Origin of the sequence: Methylobacterium platani (assembly GCF_001653715.1) — a bacterium.
GTDB classification, from domain to species: Bacteria; Pseudomonadota; Alphaproteobacteria; order Rhizobiales; family Beijerinckiaceae; genus Methylobacterium; species Methylobacterium platani.
In genome coordinates this window covers 1-17,598 of sequence record NZ_LWHQ01000059.1, presented here as the reverse complement: position 1 = coordinate 17,598, position 17,598 = coordinate 1, and the positions used below count along the sequence as shown (strand labels likewise).

At 71.9% G+C, this 17,598-nt stretch carries 13 protein-coding genes; 11 read left to right on the top strand and 2 right to left on the bottom strand.

Annotated elements, in window-relative coordinates; all coding sequences use genetic code 11:
- Nucleotides 1-156: 156 nt before the first annotated feature.
- Nucleotides 157-4,239: a Pls/PosA family non-ribosomal peptide synthetase gene (locus tag A5481_RS26110; RefSeq protein WP_048436020.1), complete on the top strand. Its 4,083-nt coding sequence runs from the start codon at nt 157-159 to the stop codon at nt 4,237-4,239.
- A gap of 47 nt (nt 4,240-4,286) precedes the next feature.
- On the opposite strand, the gene A5481_RS26105 is transcribed toward A5481_RS26110, so the two are convergent.
- Nucleotides 4,287-4,676, bottom strand: coding sequence for a DUF3775 domain-containing protein (locus A5481_RS26105; RefSeq protein ID WP_048436021.1), 390 nt, complete (start codon nt 4,674-4,676; stop codon nt 4,287-4,289).
- A gap of 134 nt (nt 4,677-4,810) precedes the next feature.
- Here A5481_RS26105 and A5481_RS26100 point away from each other — a divergent pair, with 134 nt between their 5' ends.
- Nucleotides 4,811-5,560, top strand: coding sequence for a sulfate transporter family protein (locus tag A5481_RS26100; protein ID WP_048436022.1), 750 nt, complete (start codon nt 4,811-4,813; stop codon nt 5,558-5,560).
- 7 nt (nt 5,561-5,567) lie between these two features.
- Here A5481_RS26100 and A5481_RS26095 read toward each other — a convergent pair whose 3' ends face one another.
- The gene (locus tag A5481_RS26095; RefSeq protein WP_048436023.1) at nt 5,568-6,809 is read right to left on the bottom strand and encodes an NAD(P)/FAD-dependent oxidoreductase; all 1,242 of its coding nucleotides are present in this window, start codon (nt 6,807-6,809) and stop codon (nt 5,568-5,570) included.
- 135 nt (nt 6,810-6,944) lie between these two features.
- On the opposite strand from A5481_RS26095, the gene A5481_RS26090 reads away from it, so the two are divergent.
- The 9 genes from A5481_RS26090 (at nt 6,945) to A5481_RS26050 (ending at nt 17,346) form a co-directional block, all read left to right on the top strand.
- Complete coding sequence (locus A5481_RS26090) at nt 6,945-8,567, top strand: isovaleryl-CoA dehydrogenase (protein ID WP_048436024.1); 1,623 nt, start codon at nt 6,945-6,947, stop codon at nt 8,565-8,567.
- A 323-nt stretch (nt 8,568-8,890) separates the two neighbouring features.
- On the top strand, nt 8,891-10,513 hold the full coding sequence (locus tag A5481_RS26085; RefSeq protein WP_048436025.1) for an ABC transporter substrate-binding protein: 1,623 nt from the start codon (nt 8,891-8,893) through the stop codon (nt 10,511-10,513).
- 116 nt (nt 10,514-10,629) lie between these two features.
- Nucleotides 10,630-11,583 (top strand): ABC transporter permease, encoded by a 954-nt coding sequence (locus A5481_RS26080; RefSeq protein ID WP_048436026.1) that lies wholly within the window; start codon nt 10,630-10,632, stop codon nt 11,581-11,583.
- 4 nt (nt 11,584-11,587) lie between these two features.
- Entirely contained in the window at nt 11,588-12,502 is a 915-nt protein-coding gene (locus A5481_RS26075; RefSeq protein ID WP_048436027.1) for an ABC transporter permease, read from the top strand.
- On the top strand, nt 12,499-13,539 hold the full coding sequence (locus A5481_RS26070) for an ABC transporter ATP-binding protein (protein WP_048436028.1): 1,041 nt from the start codon (nt 12,499-12,501) through the stop codon (nt 13,537-13,539). Before A5481_RS26075 ends, A5481_RS26070 begins: the two co-directional genes overlap by 4 nt.
- Before the next feature lie 7 nt (nt 13,540-13,546).
- Nucleotides 13,547-14,560: an ABC transporter ATP-binding protein gene (locus tag A5481_RS26065; protein ID WP_048436029.1), complete on the top strand. Its 1,014-nt coding sequence runs from the start codon at nt 13,547-13,549 to the stop codon at nt 14,558-14,560.
- Nucleotides 14,561-14,660: 100 nt separating this feature from the next.
- Nucleotides 14,661-15,866: an ABC transporter substrate-binding protein gene (locus A5481_RS26060; RefSeq protein ID WP_048436030.1), complete on the top strand. Its 1,206-nt coding sequence runs from the start codon at nt 14,661-14,663 to the stop codon at nt 15,864-15,866.
- A 104-nt stretch (nt 15,867-15,970) separates the two neighbouring features.
- Complete coding sequence (locus A5481_RS26055) at nt 15,971-16,303, top strand: (2Fe-2S) ferredoxin domain-containing protein (RefSeq protein WP_048436031.1); 333 nt, start codon at nt 15,971-15,973, stop codon at nt 16,301-16,303.
- A complete protein-coding gene (locus A5481_RS26050; protein WP_048436032.1) occupies nt 16,300-17,346 on the top strand; it encodes a lysylphosphatidylglycerol synthase domain-containing protein in 1,047 nt (348 codons plus the stop codon). The genes A5481_RS26055 and A5481_RS26050 overlap by 4 nt, the downstream gene beginning before the upstream one ends.
- Nucleotides 17,347-17,598 lie beyond the last annotated feature (252 nt).

Sequence of the window (17,598 nt, the reverse complement as noted above, 5' to 3'; positions counted from 1 at the left end):
TGCCTTGAACCGGCCCCGGTTCTCGTCCACCTCCCGCCTGTCCGCCCCCGGGGGGACGCGCGATCGAAAACCCCGTCCGCACCGGAATCCGGTGATGCCGGTCTCGACCCGGCCCCCTCGAGCTCAACGGCCCGCCCGGGCCAGCGGAGTCGCTTGATGAACCACACCGCCGGGACCGTCCGCCCGTCGAGCCACGCGGCGAGCCAGCCGGCTCTCCCGCCCGCGGGAGCGGCGGTGCTGCGCGGCCCCGTGCGGCCGGACCTGCTGCGCGACGAGGTCCTGGCCGAGGTCTTCCGGGACACGGCGCGCCGCCGGCCCGACCATACCGCGCTGATCGACGCGGCGAGCGGCCCCGATTCGGCCTCCCGCACCCGGCTCTCCTACGCCGAGGTCGACCGGCGCTCCGACGCCGTCGCGGCGGGCCTCGCGGCGCGGGGCGTCAAGCCCGGCGACGTCGTCGGCCTGTGGATGGCGCGCTCGCCCGACCTGCTGGTGGCGCAGATCGGCATCACCAAGGCGGGCGCCGCCTGGCTGCCCTTCGACGCCGAGGCGCCATCCGACCGCGTCGCGGTCTGCCTGAAGGATGCCGACGCCAAGGCGCTCGTCGTCTCGGGCGCCCTCAAGGAGAAGGCACCGACCGAGACCTGCCCGGCCCTGACGCCGGACGAGATCGCGGGCGCGGCGAGCGGCCCGGCGCCGGACCTGCGGGCGGCCGGCCTGACGCCGGAGCACCCGGCCTACCTGATCTACACCTCGGGCTCGACCGGCGTGCCGAAGGGCATCGTCATCAGCCACCGCAATATCTGCCACTTCCTGCGCTCGGCCAACGACCTCTACGGCGTCGTCGGCGACGACGTGGTGTTCCAGGGCGCCTCGGTCGCCTTCGATCTCTCGATGGAGGAGATCTGGGTTCCGTATCTCGCCGGCGCGACCCTGTTCGTGGCGAGCCCGGCCCAGATGGGCGATGCCGAGGCCCTGCCCGACATCCTGATCGAGGCCGGCATCACCGTCCTCGACACGGTGCCGACCCTGCTCGGGCTGATGACCAAGGACGTGCCCGCCTTACGGCTGATCCTGCTCGGCGGCGAAGCGCTGCCGGAGCCGCTGATCGCCCGCTGGGCGACTCCCTCCCGAAAACTGTTCAACACCTACGGGCCGACCGAGGCGACCGTGGTGGCGACCGCCGCCGAGATGAAGCCGGGCGATCCGGTCACCATCGGCGGGCCGATCGCCAACTACACCGCCTACATCGCCGACGAGGGCCTGAACCTCGTCGGGCCGGGCGTGCAGGGCGAATTGCTGATCGGCGGGCCCGGCGTCGCCAAGGGCTACCTCGCCCGGCCGGAGCTGACGGCGGAGAAATTCGTCGCCAACCCGTATGGCGGCGACGGGTCCGACCCGGTGCTCTACCGCTCCGGCGACGCGGTCTCGCTCGATCACGCCGGCCGCATCGTGTTCCACGGCCGCATCGACGACCAGGTCAAGGTCCGCGGATTCCGGGTCGAGCTCGGCGAGATCGAGTCGCGGATCCGGGTGCAACCCGGCATCGCCTCGGCGGCGGTGGTGCTGCGCCAGGACGACGGCGTCGACCGGCTCGTCGCCTTCGTGGTTCCCGAGCGCGGGGCCGAGTTCGACCGGGGGCGCCTGCGCGCGGCGCTCGCCGAGACGATGCCGCCCTACATGATCCCGGCGCATTTCGAGGTGGTGGAGAGCCTGCCGGTGCTCGCCGCTTCCGGCAAGGTCGACCGCAAGGCCCTGCGCGCCGCCCCCCTCGCGGTGGTCGAGGCGTCCGGCGAGCAGGAGGAGCCGCGCGACGAGACCGAGGCGGCGCTGCTCGCCGCCGCCCACAAGGTGTTCGGCAACCAGCCGATCCCGTTCGAGGCCGACTTCTTCGGCGATCTCGGCGGCCACTCGCTGCTCGCCGCCCGCTTCGTCTCGGCGGTGCGCGAGGTGCCGGCGCTCGCCGCCATCACCCTCCAGGACGTCTATAACGGCCGCACGCTGCGGGCGATGTCCGAGGCACTGATCGCCCGCACCGGTGGCGCCGGCGCGGCGGCCACGACCCACGATCTCTCCTTCGCGCCGCCGCCGCTGCTGCGGCGCTTCCTGTGCGGCCTCGCCCAAGCGGTCGTGCTGCCCTTCGTGATCGCGCTCGCGACCGCGCAGTGGCTCGGCATCTTCGTCACCTACCTGCTGATCACCGGCGGCGAGCTCGGCTTCTTCTCCGAGATGGCGGTGCTGTTGCTGGTCTATATCGGGCTCAACGCCGCGACGGCTCTGATCGCCATCGCCACGAAATGGCTGGTGCTCGGGCGGACGAGGCCCGGGCGCTACCCACTCTGGGGCACCTACTATTTCCGCTGGTGGCTGACCCAGCGCCTGACCCCCCTCGTCCACGTCAAGTGGCTGCAGGGCTCGCCGATGATCCGCATCTACCTGCGGCTCCTCGGCGCCAAGGTCGGCGAGGACGCGCTGATCTCCGACATCGAGATCGGCGCGCCGGACCTCGTCAGCATCGGGCGCGGCGCCTCGCTCGGCGGCCGCCTGACGCTGGCCAATGCCGAGGTCGTCGGCAACGAGCTCGTCATCGGCCGGATCGCGATCGGCGACGACGTCGCCATCGGCACCTCCTGCGTCGTCGGGTACGACACCCGGATCGAGGACCACGCGGAACTGGCCGACCTGACGACGGTGCCGTCGGGCACCGTGGTCGGCCGCGCCGAGGCCTGGGACGGCTCGCCCGGCCGCAAGGTCGGCACCGTCGACGTCGCGCACCTGCACGCCGTGCCGGAGGCGTCGCGCGAGCGCCGGGCGGTGTTCTTCGTGATCTACGCTCTCCTGCTGGCAGCGATCCCGGCGGTCGGCCTTCTGCCGATCTTCCCCGCCTTCTACATCTTCGACCAGATCAGCGACACGCTGGCGACGATGACCGACGTGGACTACCACTGGTACCTGCCGCTCCTGACCTGGCCGACCGCGATGCTGATGACCGCCGGCACGGTCGGGCTGATCGCCGGCATCCGCTGGGCTGTGCTGCCGCGCCTGCGCGAGGGCAGCTACTCGATCCACAGCGGCACCTACCTGCGCAAATGGGCGGTGGCGCTCGCCGCCGAGGTGACGCTCGAGACCCTCTCGTCGCTCTTCGCCACGGTCTACATGCGGGCCTGGTACCGGCTGATGGGCGCCGGGATGGGCCAGGGTGCCGAGATCTCGACCAACCTCGCCGGCCGCTACGACCTGGCGGAAGTGGGCCCGCGCAACTTCATCGCCGACGAGGTCGTCTACGGCGAGGAGGAGGTGCGCCGCGGCGTGATGGAGCTGGCGCCCGTCCGCACCGGCGCCCGGGTCTTCGTCGGCAACGACGCGGTGGTGCCGCCGGGCGCGATCATCCCCGACGACGTGCTGATCGGCATCAAGTCGAAGCCCCCGGCCAACGACCGCATGGCGCCGGGCGAGACCTGGTTCGGCTCGCCGCCGATCAAGCTGCCGGTCCGCCAGAAGGTCGATCTCGGCCAGGCCCAGACCTTCGAGCCGGGGATCTGGCCGCGGGTCCGCCGCGGCGTGTTCGAGGCGTTCACCTCCTCGTTCTCGCCGATGCTGTTCATCACCTTCGCCATCCTGGCGATCGACTTCGTGTTCTACCCGGCGATCCTGGCCGGCGACTGGGGCGGCCTCGCCCTCAGCTTCGTCGCGGTGAGCGTGGTGATCGCGGTGCTGCAGACCCTGGTGGTGATCGGCGTCAAGTGGCTGCTGATGGGCCGCTACGAGCCCGGCATGCACCCGATGTGGTCGTGGTGGGCGATGCGCACCGAGGCGGTGGCGGTGATGTACTGGGGCCTCGCCGGCAAGGTGCTGCTCGAGCACCTGATGGGCACGCCGTTCCTGCCCTGGGTGCTGCGGCTGTTCGGCACCCGCACCGGCGAGGGCGTGTGCATGCTCGCCACCGACATCACCGAGTTCGACTGCGTCACGATCGGCGACTTCGCGTCGATCAACCGGATGTCCGCGCTGCAGACCCACCTCTACGAGGACCGGGTGATGAAGGTCGGCCGGGTCGAGGTCGGCCGCGGCGTCAGCGTCGGCGCCTTCGCGACGGTGCTCTACGACACCAAGGTCGGCGACTACGCCCAGTTGCGCCCGCTCACCATCGTGATGAAGGGTGAGACGATTCCCGCCAATTCCCGCTGGGAGGGCGCGCCGGCGGTGCCGGTGGTCCATCTGGCGGCCGCCGCGGAGTAGCCGGTTGACCCGGCGGGGCCATGCCGCCGCCGGGTCGTCGGACAGCGTCAGACGTTGCAGCTCAGCCCCAACGCCGCCAGCCCCTCGTCGAGGAGGTCGCCGACATTCGGGATGCCGAGCAGGTAGTCGGCGGTGCGGGTACCGGCGGCCTCGCGCTCGCGGGCGAGGCGGACCGCGTCGGGAAACTCCTCCGGCTCCATGTCGCCGCGGCCGACGAACAGGATCGCCACCAGCTCGGCGCGCTCGTCGTCGTTGAGGCCGGCGATCATCTCGCGCAGCTCCTCCTCGGTCGCGTCGTCGGTGCCGTCGACCAGCACGTCGCGGGCGCCGTCGTCGATCGGGTTCGAGCCGGAATCGGGATCGCTCAACCCCTCCTTCACGTCGAGGGCCCTGGCCCGCAGGATGAACTCACAGACCTTGTCAACGGCGATGTCCATCGGTCGAACCTCCTCATCAAGACGCACGCGGCACTCGGTGCAGCCTCAACCCGCGAAGCGGGGCCGGGTTCGCCTCTGGAATGCGGCGGCCTTCGCCATCACCTGACGGTCATGCATCCACGCCCGAGGTCCCGATGCTCATCAACGCCGCCTTCGCGGCCCTGCGGCAGGTCTTCTCCCGTCCGCTGCGCGCGATCCTGTGGAAGTCGCTCGGCCTCACGGTCGGCCTTCTCGTCCTGGTGTGGTTCGGCCTCACCAAGGGCATCGCGGCGCTGATCGCCGCCCACCCGATCTCCACCGACTACGCGATGGTCAACGCGGTGGCGTCGTTCCTGGCCGGGGCCGGGCTGTTCGTCGGCCTCGCCTACGTCCTGCCGGCGGTCTCGATCCTGGTGGCGGGCTACTTCCTCGACGACGCCGCCCTGATCGTCGAGCGCACCGACTTCCCCGACGAGGTGCCGGGCCGGGCGATGCCGTTCGGCCAGGCGATGCTCTACACCCTGCGCTTCGCCGGCCTCGCGCTGGCCGTCAACCTGGCGGCCCTGGCGCTGCTGCTGGTGCCGGGCATCAACGTCGCGGCGTTCTTCCTCGCCAACACCTACCTGCTCGGCCGGGAGTATTTCGAGCTCGCCGCCGCCCGGTTCCGGCCGTTGCCCGAGGCCGGCGCCATGCGCCGCTACCACAGCGCGACCGTGATGCTCGCCGGCGCGCTGCTGGCCGGGCTGATGCTGGTGCCGGTCGTCAACCTCGTCACGCCGCTCTTCGGCATCGCCCTGATGGTCCACGTCCACAAGGGCCTGAGCCGGGACCGGCTGCTGAAGGCACCGGCGGCCCACCCGCCCCTGGCGATGGACCGCGACCGGCTCGACGCCGGTCCCCGGTGAGCCGGCATCAGCCCGGGGCCGGGCGGGCCTGGATCACCGGGGCCGCGGCGGCGAGGATCGCCGCACGGTCGCGGCCGGGGGGCGGGTAGATCCGGCTGCCGTTGATCGTGCGCTTGACGGCCTTGGCCGCCGCGCCGACCGAGACCAGGTGCTCGCGCGCCCACCCCGCCGTGTAGGCGGCGCCCCAGGGGCCGAGATCGAGGATCGTGACGTAGTCCGGTGCCTCGAAGGACAGCCGCTCCTGCGGGTGCCCGGCGAGGTCGCAGACGGCGTTGTGGCCGGCGATCCGGCCCATCGGCCGGGCGTGCTGGCACGACATCACGGTGCGGTGGCCGGCGGCATCGGCCCGCGCCACCGCGATGTCGCCGGCCGCGAAGAGTCCCGGTACGCCCTCCACCCGCAGGAACGCATCGACCGGCAGCCGGCCGAGCGGGTCGAGGGGAACCCCGAGCGTCCCGGCGAGCGGGCTCGCCCGCAGGCCGGTGGCGAGGACGACCGTCAGGGCGGGCAGCCGCGCGCCGTCGGACAGGGTGACCCCGGCCGCGTCGATCGCCGCGACCCCGGCGCCGCCGCGATACCGCACCCCGGCGGCCGCCAGGGCCTCGCGGATCGCCGGGCCCGCCGCCCCCATCGCCGCCCCGGCCTGCGCGGCGGGATCGACCAGGGTCGTGCCGACCGGCCCGGCGTCGCCCGCCTGGTCGCGGGCCCGCGCGAGGCGCGCCGGCAGCTCGCAGGCGATCTCGAGCCCGACGAGGCCGCCGCCGATCACGACCGCGTCCCAGCGCCCGGCCTGGCGGCTGCCGGCCGCCGCGCGGACGAGCCGCTCGAGATGGGCGGCGAGGCGCTGCGCCCCCGCCAGGGTGTCGACGTCGAAGGCCGCATCGGCCCCGGGCACGTCCGGGCGCCGCAGCGCGCTCCCGGCGGCCAGGATCAGGCGATCGTAGCCGAGGGAGACGGGCGTCTCGCCCACCGGATCGGGCTGCAGCACCACCCGGCGCCCGACCGGATCGATCGCCGCGACCGTCGCGTCGACCTGCGCGACCCCGATCGGGCCGAGCACGTCGTCGTAGGGAACGCGGATCGGCGCGAGGTCGGTCTCGTAGCAGCGCACCCGCACGACGTGCGACCGGCCGGGCGCCACCAGGGTGACGGCGTCGTCGCGCCCGAGAAGGTCGCGGGCCCGCGCCGCCGCCGCGGCCGCCCACAGGCCGGCGAACCCACCTCCCACCACGACGATGCGCCCCGCCATCGCGGATTCCTCCCCGCCGGACCGGCCGGTCGCGCCGGCCGCACGCCATGGTAGCAGCCCGGCACCGGCCGCCTCATCACCGCCGAAAGGCGAGGGACCGTTGCGCCCTCCGCGGCCCCGGGGCACCATCGCCCGATGACGGCCGAGCCCTACGAGGTCCTCAACCAGAGCCCGCCCTTCGGCGACGCGAACCTGTTCGCGATCGATGCACCCCTGCGCGGAGCGCTCGCGGCCCTCGGGGAAGCGGCGGAGGCGGACGGGCTCGCGGCGTTCGGCGCCGCCTGGGGCTCGGCCGAGCGCCTCGACCTCGGCCGCCTCGCCAACGCGCATCCGCCGGTCTTGCACACCCACGACGCCCGCGGGCACCGGACCGACCGGGTCGCGTTCCATCCGGCCTACCATGCCCTGATGGCGGCGAGCGTCGCCGACGGGCTGCACGCCGCGATCTGGGACGGGGCCGACCCGGGCCGGCCGCGGGCGCACGGCCACCTCGCCCGGGCGGCCAGGGTGTTCATGGCGGCCGGGGTCGAGAGCGGGCATCTCTGCCCGATGACCATGACGAGCGCGGCGGTGGCGGCGCTCGGCCACGCGCCCGACCACCTCGCCGCCTGGCTGCCGCGGATCGCGAGCCGGCGCTACGACCCGTCCTTCCGGCCCTGGTACGAGAAGGCCGGCGTCACCCTCGGCATGGGGATGACCGAGAAGCAGGGCGGCACCGATGTCCGCGCCAACACAACGCAGGCCGCGCCGACCGGAGGCGACGGCTACGCCCTCACCGGCCACAAGTGGTTCTTCTCGGCGCCGATGTCCGACGGCTTCCTGGTGCTGGCGCAGGCCCCCGGCGGCCTGACCTGCCTGCTGGTGCCGCGCCACCGGCCGGACGGCAGCGTCAACGCCCTGCACCTGCAGCGGCTCAAGGACAAGCTCGGCAACCGCGCGAACGCCTCGTCGGAGGTCGAGTTCCGGCAGGCCCTCGGCTGGCGGGTCGGCGAGGAGGGCCGCGGCGTCGCGACCATCCTGGCGATGGTGCAGCTCACCCGCCTCGACTGCGCTGTCGCCTCGGCGGGCCTCGCCCGCATGGCCCTGGTGCTCGCCCTCCACCATGCCCGCCACCGCCGGGTGTTCGGCAAGCCCCTCGTCGACCAGCCGGCGATGCGCCGGGTGCTGGCCGACCTCGCCCTCGACGGCGAGGCGCAGACGGCGCTCACCCTCCGCCTCGCCGCCGCCTTCGACCGGGGCGAGACCCTGCGCACCCGGCTCCTCACCCCGGCGGTGAAGTACGCGGTCTGCAAGGCCGCGCCCGGCTTCGTCTACGAGGCGATGGAGGCTCTCGGCGGCAACGGCTACGTCGAGGAGAGCCCCCTGCCCCGGCTCTACCGCGAGGCGCCGGTCAACGCGATCTGGGAGGGCTCCGGCACTGTCATGGCCCTCGACGTGCTGCGCGCGGCCAGCCGCGCCCCCGAGGCGGTCGTCGCCCTCGTCGCCGAGCTCGCCGACGAGGCGGAGGGGCTGCCGGGCGTGCGCGAGGCCGCGGCCGACATCGTCGCTGCGCTCCAGGCCCCCGACGCCGAGGCCCGCGCCCGCTTCGCCACCGGCCGCCTCGCGACCCTGGCCGCCGCGGCGGCGCTGGCGACCTGCGCACCCCCGGCCCTCGCCGAGGCCTATGCGGCGACGCGGCTCGCCCGGGAGCGGGCGACCTACGGGGCGAACGGCATCGGGGCGGTGACCGAGACGGTGCTGGAGCGGGCCTTGCCGTAAGGGGTCATCCGAACACGACGTGCCCCATGATCCGCCCGGGCATCAGCGTGAACAATCCGGTGATCACCAGCGCCCCGAGAGAGGCGCCGATCATGGACCAGAGGCGAGGCCGGGTCCTGGACCACCACCCTGTCCACCTCGCCGCCACGCAGGCCGAGGCCTGCCTGTCATGACATCACCACTGCCGTGGATCGTTCGCCTTCGAATGAGGCAGCCTAAAATTTAGGCACCTTTGCCGCGTGGCATCCGGCGTCCCGCCCCCGGGCAAGTTGGCAGGGCTCTTGCAGCCCCCTCCCCGTCGATCACCACGGGGATGTCCCACGATGCCGCTGCTCACCCGCCTGCCCCTGCGCCCGCTCGGGCGGACCCTGTCGGGGCTCGCCCTCGCCCTCGCGCTGACAGGGACAGCGAGCGCGCAGGGCGTGCTGCGCATCGGCATGACCGCCTCCGACATCCCGCTGACCACCGGCCAGGCCGACAATGGCGGCGAGGGCATGCGCTTCACCGGCTACACGGTCTACGACGCGCTCATCAACTGGGACCTCAGCCGGGCCGACAAGGCCTCCGAGCTGACGCCGGGCCTCGCCACCTCCTGGACGATCGACCCGGCCGACAAGACCCGCTGGACCTTCAAGCTCCGGCCCGGGGTCACCTTCCACGACGGCTCGGCCTTCGATGCGAACGCCGTGGTGTGGAACCTCGACAAGCTCCTGAAGTCGGACAGCCCGCAATTCGACCCGCGCCAGTCGGCGCAGGGCCGCACCCGCATCCCGGCGGTCGCCTCGTACAAGGCGGTCGACCCGATGACGGTCGAGGTCGTCACCAAGACCCCCGACGCCACCTTCCCCTACCAGATCGCCTGGATCCTGATGTCGTCTCCCGCCAACTGGGAGAAGCAGGGCAAGAGCTGGGACGCGGTCGCCAAGGCCCCCTCCGGCACCGGGCCGTGGAAGGTGACCGGCTTCGTGCCGCGCGAGCGCCTGGAGCTGGTGCCGAACACGACCTACTGGGACAAGGGCCGGGTGCCGAAGCTCGATCGCATGGTCCTGGTGCCGCTGCCCGAGGCCAATGCCCGGGTCGCCGCGCTCCGCTCCGGCCAGGTCGACTGGATCGAGGCGCCGGCGCCGGACGCGGTGCCCTCGCTCAAGGCCGCGGGCTTCGCCCTCGTCACCAACCTCTACCCGCACAACTGGACCTGGCACCTGTCGCGCGCCGAGGGCTCGCCGTGGAACGACGTGCGGGTGCGCAAGGCCGCGAACCTCGCCATCGACCGCGAGGGCCTGAAGGAGTTCCTGGGCGGCCTCGCCACCCCGGCCGAGGGCTTCCTCACCCCCGGCCATCCCTGGTTCGGCAAGCCGAGCTTCAAGCTCTCGTACGATCCGGAGGCGGCCAAGAAGCTCCTCAAGGAAGCGGGCTACGGCCCGAACAAGCCGCTGACCACCAAGGTGCTGATCTCGGCCTCGGGCTCCGGCCAGATGCAGCCGCTGCCGATGAACGAGTTCCTGCAGCAGAACCTCGCCGAGGTCGGCATCAAGGTCGATTACGAGGTCGTGGAGTGGAACACGCTCATCAACATCTGGCGTGCCGGCTCCAAGTCCGACAGCGCGCGGGGCGGTACCGCGATGAACTATTCCTACCTGATCCAGGATCCGTTCACCGCCTTCATCCGCCACGCCCAGTGCAACCTGGCGCCGCCGAACGGCACCAACTGGGGCTATTACTGCGACCCGGCGATGGACAAGCTGTTCGACGAGGTCCGCACCACCTTCGAGCCGAAGGACCAGGTCGCGGTGCTCCAGAAGATCCACGAGAAGTTCGTCGACGACGCCCTGTTCCTGATGGTCACCCACGACGTCAACCCGCGGGCGATGAGCAAGAAGGTGCAGGGCTTCGTCCAGGCCCAGAGCTGGTTTCAGGACTTCTCGCCGATCACCATGGCCAAGTGATCACCATGGCCAAACGATCACCGGACCGAGTGAGCGTCTGACCGATCTCCCGCCCGGCCCGTGCCGGGGGGGACCACGACACCGACAACCGGCGCAGCCCCGGGATCCTCTCGCTCATGATCCTCTTCATCCTCAAGCGCATCGGCTACGCCGCCCCGGTCGCCCTCGGCGTCAGCCTGGTGTGCTTCCTCCTCGTCCACCTCGCCCCCGGCGATCCCCTGAGCGCGATCCTTCCCGTGGACGCCACCGCCGAGATGCAGGCGCAGATGCGGTCGGCCTACGGCTTCGACAAGCCGTTGCCGGTGCAGTACGGCCTGTGGCTCTGGAAGGTGCTGCACGGCGACCTCGGCACCTCGATCGCCACTGGCCGCCCGGTCCTGGCGGAAGTCGGCCGCGCCGTCGGCAACAGCCTCATCCTCGCCTCCATGGCGACGCTGATCGGCTTCACCTTCGGCACGTTCTTCGGCTTCGTCGCCGGCTACGCCCGCGACTCCTGGCTCGACCGGGTGGCCTCGTCGATCGCGGTGTTCGGGGTCAGCGTGCCGCATTACTGGCTCGGCATCGTGCTGGTGATCGTGTTCTCGGCCACCCTCGGCTGGCTGCCGCCGACCGGCGCGGGGCCGCAGGGCTCGGGCAACTGGGTCCCGGACATCGAGCACCTGCGCTACATCCTGTTGCCCGCCATCACCATGTCGGTGATCCCCATGGGGGTGATCTCCCGCACCGTCCGGGCGCTCGTCGGCGACATCCTGCACCAGGACTTCGTCCAGGCGCTGCGCGCCAAGGGCCTGTCGGAATTCGGCGTCTTCCGCCACGTGGTGAAGAACGCGGCGCCGACCGCCATCGCCATCATGGGCCTGCAGCTCGGCTACCTGCTCGGCGGCTCGATCCTGATCGAGACCGTGTTCGCCTGGCCGGGCACCGGCTTCCTCCTCAACGCCGCGATCTTCCAGCGCGACCTGCCGCTGCTCCAGGGCACGATCCTGGTCCTGGCGATGTTCTTCGTCACCCTCAACCTCCTGGTCGACGTGGTGCAGACCGCCCTCGACCCCCGCATCGAGAGGGCCTGATCCGATGTCGATCCAGACCTCCCTCGCCACCGGCGACCCCGTCGCGGCGGTGGCCGCCCCCGAGATCCCGGCCGTCGCCTCGCGCGGCTACTGGGGCAGCGTGCTGCGCCGCCTCGTGCGCGATCCGGTGGCGATGGCCGCGGCCTGCGTCATCCTGGCGATCGTGCTGGCGGCGATCTTCGCGCCGCTGATCGCCCCGATGGACCCGTTCAAGGGCTCGATGGTCCGGCGCCTGCGCCACGTGGGCGACGCGACCTACTGGCTCGGCTCGGACGAGCTCGGCCGCGACATGCTCACCCGCCTCCTCTATGCCGGCCGCCTGTCGCTGTTCATGGGCGTGCTGCCGGTCGTCATCGCGTTCTTCGTCGGGTCGGGCCTCGGAATCCTGGCGGGCTATGCCGGCGGCTGGGTCAACACGCTGATCATGCGCGTGGTCGACGTGTTCTTCGCCTTTCCCTCGGTGCTGCTCGCCATCGCGCTCTCGGGCGCGCTCGGAGCCGGCATCCTGAACTCGATCGTGTCGCTGACCGTCGTGTTCGTGCCGCAGATCACCCGCGTCGCCGAGAGCGTCACGGTGCAGATCCGCAACCGCGACTACGTCGAGGCCGCCCGGGTCTCGGGCGCGAACCCGTTCACGGTGGTGCGGGTGCAGGTGCTCGGCAACGTGCTCGGGCCGGTCTTCGTCTACGCCACCAGCCTGATCTCGGTCTCGATGATCCTGGCTTCCGGCCTGTCCTTCCTCGGCCTCGGCGTGAAGCCGCCGGAGCCGGAATGGGGCCTGATGCTCAACACCCTGCGCACCGCGATCTACGTCAACCCGGTGGTCGCGGCTTTGCCCGGCGTGATGATCTTCATCACCTCGATCTCGTTCAACCTTCTGTCGGACGGCCTGCGCTCGGCCATGGAGGTGCGCCAGTGACCGATCTCGACCCGCGCGACCGCGGCGGCCCGGCCCAGCCGCTCCTCACCGTCGACGGCCTGGTGAAGCATTTCCCCGGCAAGGGCGGTTTCCTCGGCAAGGGACCTGCGGTTCGCGCCGTCGACGGCGTCGATTTCTCGGTGATGAAGGGCGAGACGCTCGGCGTCGTCGGCGAGTCCGGCTGCGGCAAGTCGACGACGGCGCGCCTGCTGATGCAGATCGCCAGGCAGGACCGGGGCGACATCGTCTTCGACGGCGAGCTGCTGGGTTCGCGCGCCCTCGACCTGAAGGCCTATCGGCGCCAGGTGCAGATGGTGTTCCAGGATTCCTACGCCTCGCTCAACCCGCGGCTCACGGTCGAGGAATCGGTGGCTTTCGGGCCGAAGGCGCACGGCCTGTCCGCGGCGGCGGCGCTCTCGCGCGCCCACGACCTGCTGCGCCGGGTCGGCCTCGAGCCGCGGCGCTTCGGCGGGCGCTATCCCCACGAGGTCTCGGGCGGCCAGCGCCAGCGGGTCAACATCGCGCGCGCCCTGGCGCTGGAACCGCGGCTGCTGATCCTCGACGAGGCGGTCTCCGCCCTCGACAAGTCGGTGGAGGCGCAGGTCCTGAACCTGCTCACCGACCTCAAGCAGGAATTCGGCCTGACCTACATCTTCATCTCGCACGACCTCAACGTCGTGCGCTTCATGTCCGACCGGGTGATGGTGATGTATCTCGGCCGGATCGCCGAGATCGGCCCGGCCGACGCGATCCTCGGGGCGCCGCGCCATCCCTACACGGCGGCCCTGCTAGCCTCCCAGCCCTCGACCGACCCGGAGGCGCGGCTGGAGGAGGCGCCGCTGACCGGCGACCCGCCGAACCCGATCAACCCGCCCCCGGGCTGCCGCTTCCACACCCGCTGCCGCTTCGCCGCGGAGGTCTGCCGCACCCGCGAGCCCGGCCTCGACCCGGTGGCGGCGGCCCATTTCGCGGCCTGCCACATGGCGTCGCCGGGCTCCGGCCACCCGGACGCTCCTCCGGTCCCGATGGCGGCGTGAGGCCCTCATGAACGCACCCCTGCGCAACCCCGAAGCCGCCGCCGACGACGCCCTGATCGAGGTCCGCGGCCTCACGGTCGATTTCCTCGGCGGCCGAAAAGCCGTCCGGGCGGTCGGCGGCGTCGATCTGTCGATCCGCGCCGGCGAGGCCCTGGCGCTGCTCGGCGAATCGGGCTCGGGCAAGTCCGTGACCCTGCGCGCCCTGATGCGCCTCCTGCCGGAATCCCGCACCCGCATCGCCGGGCACCTCCGGGTCGACGGCCACGACGTGCTCGCCCTCAAGCGCAAGGCGCTGTCGGCCTATCGCGGCGGCACGGTCGCGATGATCTTCCAGGATCCGGGCCTCGCCCTCGATCCGGTCTACCGCATCGGCGACCAGATCGCCGAGGCCGTGATGCGCCACGAGGGCGTGTCCCGCGCCGCAGGCCGCGCCCGGGCGCTGGAGCTGTTCGAGCGCGTCCACATCCCCTCGCCGGCCCGGCGCCTCGACGCCTACCCGCACGAGCTGTCCGGCGGGATGCGGCAACGCGCCATGATCGCGCTGGCGCTGGCGTGCCGGCCCAAGGTGCTGCTCGCCGACGAGCCGACGACCGCGCTCGACGCCACGGTGCAGATCCAGATCCTGCTGCTCCTGCGCGAATTGCAGCGCGACCTCGGCCTCGCGGTGATCTTCGTCACCCACGATGTCGGCGTGGCGGTGCAGGTCGCCGACCGGGTGGCGGTGATGTATGGCGGGCACCTCGTCGAGGTCGGGGCGAGCGGCGACGTGATCGGGGCGCCGGCCCACCCCTACACGCAGGGGCTCTTGGCCTCCCGCATCACCCCGGATTCGCCGAAGGGCGTGAGGCTGCCCACCATCCCGGGCTCGCCGCCGGACCTCGCCGACCCGCCCCCCGGCTGCCCGTTCGAGCCTCGCTGCGCCTTCGCGGTGCCGGCCTGTCGCGAGGGCCTGCCGGCCAGCCTGGCGGCTGGCCCGAGCCACGCCGCCCGCTGCATCCGCCTCGGCGTGCCGGCCGCCTGAACCGTGCAGGAGATCGGCGCATTCCTTCGTCGCGCTTGACGACGCCTCCCGGGTGGCTCCTACTGCGCCGATAACAAGCGTAAACCGGGAGGATGTCTTGATGGGCGTGAAGCGACTTCTGTTGTCGGCGGGTTGTCTCCTGCTGTCGTTGGCACCCGTGTCGGCCCAGACGAACGTCAAGGTCGGCATCCTCAACGATATGTCGGGTGTCTATTCCGATATCGGCGGCAAGGGATCGGTCGTCGCGGCGCAACTCGCGGCGGAAGACTTCGCGGCGATCGACAAGAATGTTCACGTCGAGATCGTCTCCGCCGATCATCAGAACAAGCCGGATGTCGGCGCCGGCATCGCACGGCAATGGTACGACCGCGACGGCGTCGACGCGATCTTCGACGTGCCGACCTCCTCGGTGGCGCTCGCGGTCAGCCAGGTCACGCGCGAGAAGAACAAGATCTTCATCAATTCGGGCGCCGGCACCACCGACCTGACCGGCTCGCAATGCTCGCCCAACACGGTTCACTGGACCTACGACACCTACGCGCTCGCCAACGGCACCGGCGGCGAGATGGTCAAGCGCGGCGGCAACACCTGGTTCTTCCTCACCGCCGACTACGCCTTCGGGCAATCGCTGCAGAACGAGACCGCGGCGGTCGTGACGCGCAACGGCGGCAAGGTCCTGGGCTCGGCCAAGGTGCCGTTCCCGGCCAGCGACTTCTCGTCCTTCCTGCTCCAGGCTCAAGGATCCGGCGCCAAGGTGGTCGGCCTCGCCAATGCCGGCGGCGACACCATCAACGCCGTCAAGCAGGCGCACGAATTCGGCCTCACCGAGGGCGGGCAGAAGCTCGCGGCCTTGCTGTTCTACGCCCAGGACGCCAAGGCGCTCGGCCTCGAGACCGCCAAGGGGCTGGTGCTGACCGAGGCGTTCTACTGGGACCTCAACGACGGCACCCGGGCCTTCTCGCAGCGCTTCGCCAAGCGGGCGAACGGCAACATGCCGAGCATGAACCAGGCCGGCGTCTACGGCGGCATGATGCACTACCTCAAGGCGGTCTCGGCGACGAAGTCGAAGGACCCCAAGGTCGTGATGGCGTGGATGAAGGACAACCCGACCGACGACCCGCTGTTCGGCAAGGGCATGATCCGCGCCGACGGCCGCACGATCCACGACATGTACCTGTTCGAGGTCAAGAAGCCGTCCGAGTCGAAGGGCCCGTGGGACGTCTACAACAAGCTCGCGACGATCCCCGGCGACCAGGCGTTCAAGCCGATGAACCAGGGCGGCTGCCCGCTCGTCGGCAAGAGCTGATACCGCGGGGGGACGCGACGCCGCGTCATGCCGCGTTGCACCCGTCCCGGCCGGAGGATAACCCCGGCCCGGACACGGGTCGCGCGACGGGAGACGGGAACGCGGTGAGCAAGGCGACGACGACGAAACGCGGGCCCGCCAAGGCGGCGACCGCCCCCTTCGCCGAGATCGTGATGGTGTGCGCGAAGTGCGCCAAGCGGCAGGGCCTCGGCGCCAAGGCGGTCCGGGGCGGGCTGAAGCGCGCCCTCAAGGCGGACCCGCGCGGCCGCAAGGTGCGGGTGGTCCAGACCGGCTGCCTCGGCCTGTGCCCGAAGCGCAGCCTGACGCTCGCCACCGCGGGCTCCCTCGGGGCCGGCCGCCTTCTGGTGCTCGACCCCGCCCTTGAGCCGGCGGCGATGATCGACGCCCTGCTGCCGGCGCGGACCGACCGGCCGTGACCGCGCCAGGCCCCGGCCTCGGCCGCCGCCTGCTGCGGCGGGTGCCGCTCCTCGGCGCCGCCTTCGGGATCGTGCTGGCGCTCTGGCTCGTCGCCGCCAACGACGTCGGCGCGGTGGCGGACGCCTTCGGCCGCGTCGGCGTGCTCGGCATCCTCGCGGTGGTGCTGGTGCGGGTCGCGATCATCGGCCTGTGCGGCCTCGCCTGGGCCCGGGTGCTGTCCGGGCTCGTGGCGGTGGCCTCCGGTCCCTTCGTGGTGCTGCGCTTCGTGCGCGAGGGCGTCAACGTGCTCCTTCCCGTCGCCTCGGTCGGCGGCGAGGTGCTGGGGGCGCGCCTCCTCACCTTCTGGGGCGTCACCGGCGCCGCGAGCGCGGCCGGCATCCTGGTCGACATGTTCTTCCAGGTCTTCACCCAGGCGCTGTTCGCCCTGACCGGCGTGGTGCTGCTGTCGCGGATCGAGGGCGAGGAGGCCGCGACCCTCACCGCCTGGTGCGCCAAGGGCCTGGTTCTCACCGGCCTCGTGCTCGCTGCCTTCTTCGCGGTGCAGCGCTACGGCGGCGCGGCCTTCGTCGAGCGCCGGGTCACCGCGCTCGCCCGCCGCTTCGCCGCCGAGGGCGGTGCGGCCCCGGGCGGCGGCGGGGTGCAGGCGGCCCTCGACGCGGTCTGGGACCGGCGGCGCTGGTTGCCCCTGACCCAAGGCTTCGCGCTCCACCTCGCGGCGTGGTTCCTCGGCGCCCTCGAGATCTGGATCGCGCTGCAATGCATCGGCGTCCAGGGCGTGACACTCGCCGAGGCGGTGGTGCTCGAATCGCTCAGCCAGGCGATCAAGTCCGCCGCCTTTCCGGTCCCGAGCGGGCTCGGGGTTCAGGAGGGCGGCTTCGTGCTCCTCGGCAGCCTGTTCGGCATCGATCCGGGCACGGCGCTCGCCCTCTCGCTGGTCAAGCGGGTGCCCGACGTGGTGCTCGGCGTGCCGGCGCTGATGGCCTGGCAGGCGATCGAGGCCCGGCGCGGGCTGGTCGCAAAGGCGGTGCCGCCGGTTCCCTGAGCAGACTTGCGTTGGCAGGCCACACGGTACACGACACCGCGACCTCGGCCCGACCATAGGGGCGGACGATCCTCGTGAGTCTCCCCCCTTTCCCGGACGACTGAAACGACGTGGAAGGAGATCCGGGATCCAGCGGAAAAAGTGCCGCGAAGCGGCTCGATAGTCTGCAGCGTTGCAGACAGGCGGACGCTTCGCGACGTGTCATGCTGGATCCCGGATCTCCTTCCGCTGACGCTCCAGTCGTCCGGGACA

Coding starts and splice junctions, on each gene's coding strand:
- A5481_RS26110 (WP_048436020.1), top strand. CDS start 157: ATGAACCACACCGCCGGGACCGTCCGCCCGTCGAGCCACGCGGCGAGC.
- A5481_RS26105 (WP_048436021.1), bottom strand. CDS start 4,676: ATGGACATCGCCGTTGACAAGGTCTGTGAGTTCATCCTGCGGGCCAGG.
- A5481_RS26100 (WP_048436022.1), top strand. CDS start 4,811: ATGCTCATCAACGCCGCCTTCGCGGCCCTGCGGCAGGTCTTCTCCCGT.
- A5481_RS26095 (WP_048436023.1), bottom strand. CDS start 6,809: ATGGCGGGGCGCATCGTCGTGGTGGGAGGTGGGTTCGCCGGCCTGTGG.
- A5481_RS26090 (WP_048436024.1), top strand. CDS start 6,945: ATGACGGCCGAGCCCTACGAGGTCCTCAACCAGAGCCCGCCCTTCGGC.
- A5481_RS26085 (WP_048436025.1), top strand. CDS start 8,891: ATGCCGCTGCTCACCCGCCTGCCCCTGCGCCCGCTCGGGCGGACCCTG.
- A5481_RS26080 (WP_048436026.1), top strand. CDS start 10,630: ATGATCCTCTTCATCCTCAAGCGCATCGGCTACGCCGCCCCGGTCGCC.
- A5481_RS26075 (WP_048436027.1), top strand. CDS start 11,588: ATGTCGATCCAGACCTCCCTCGCCACCGGCGACCCCGTCGCGGCGGTG.
- A5481_RS26065 (WP_048436029.1), top strand. CDS start 13,547: ATGAACGCACCCCTGCGCAACCCCGAAGCCGCCGCCGACGACGCCCTG.
- A5481_RS26060 (WP_048436030.1), top strand. CDS start 14,661: ATGGGCGTGAAGCGACTTCTGTTGTCGGCGGGTTGTCTCCTGCTGTCG.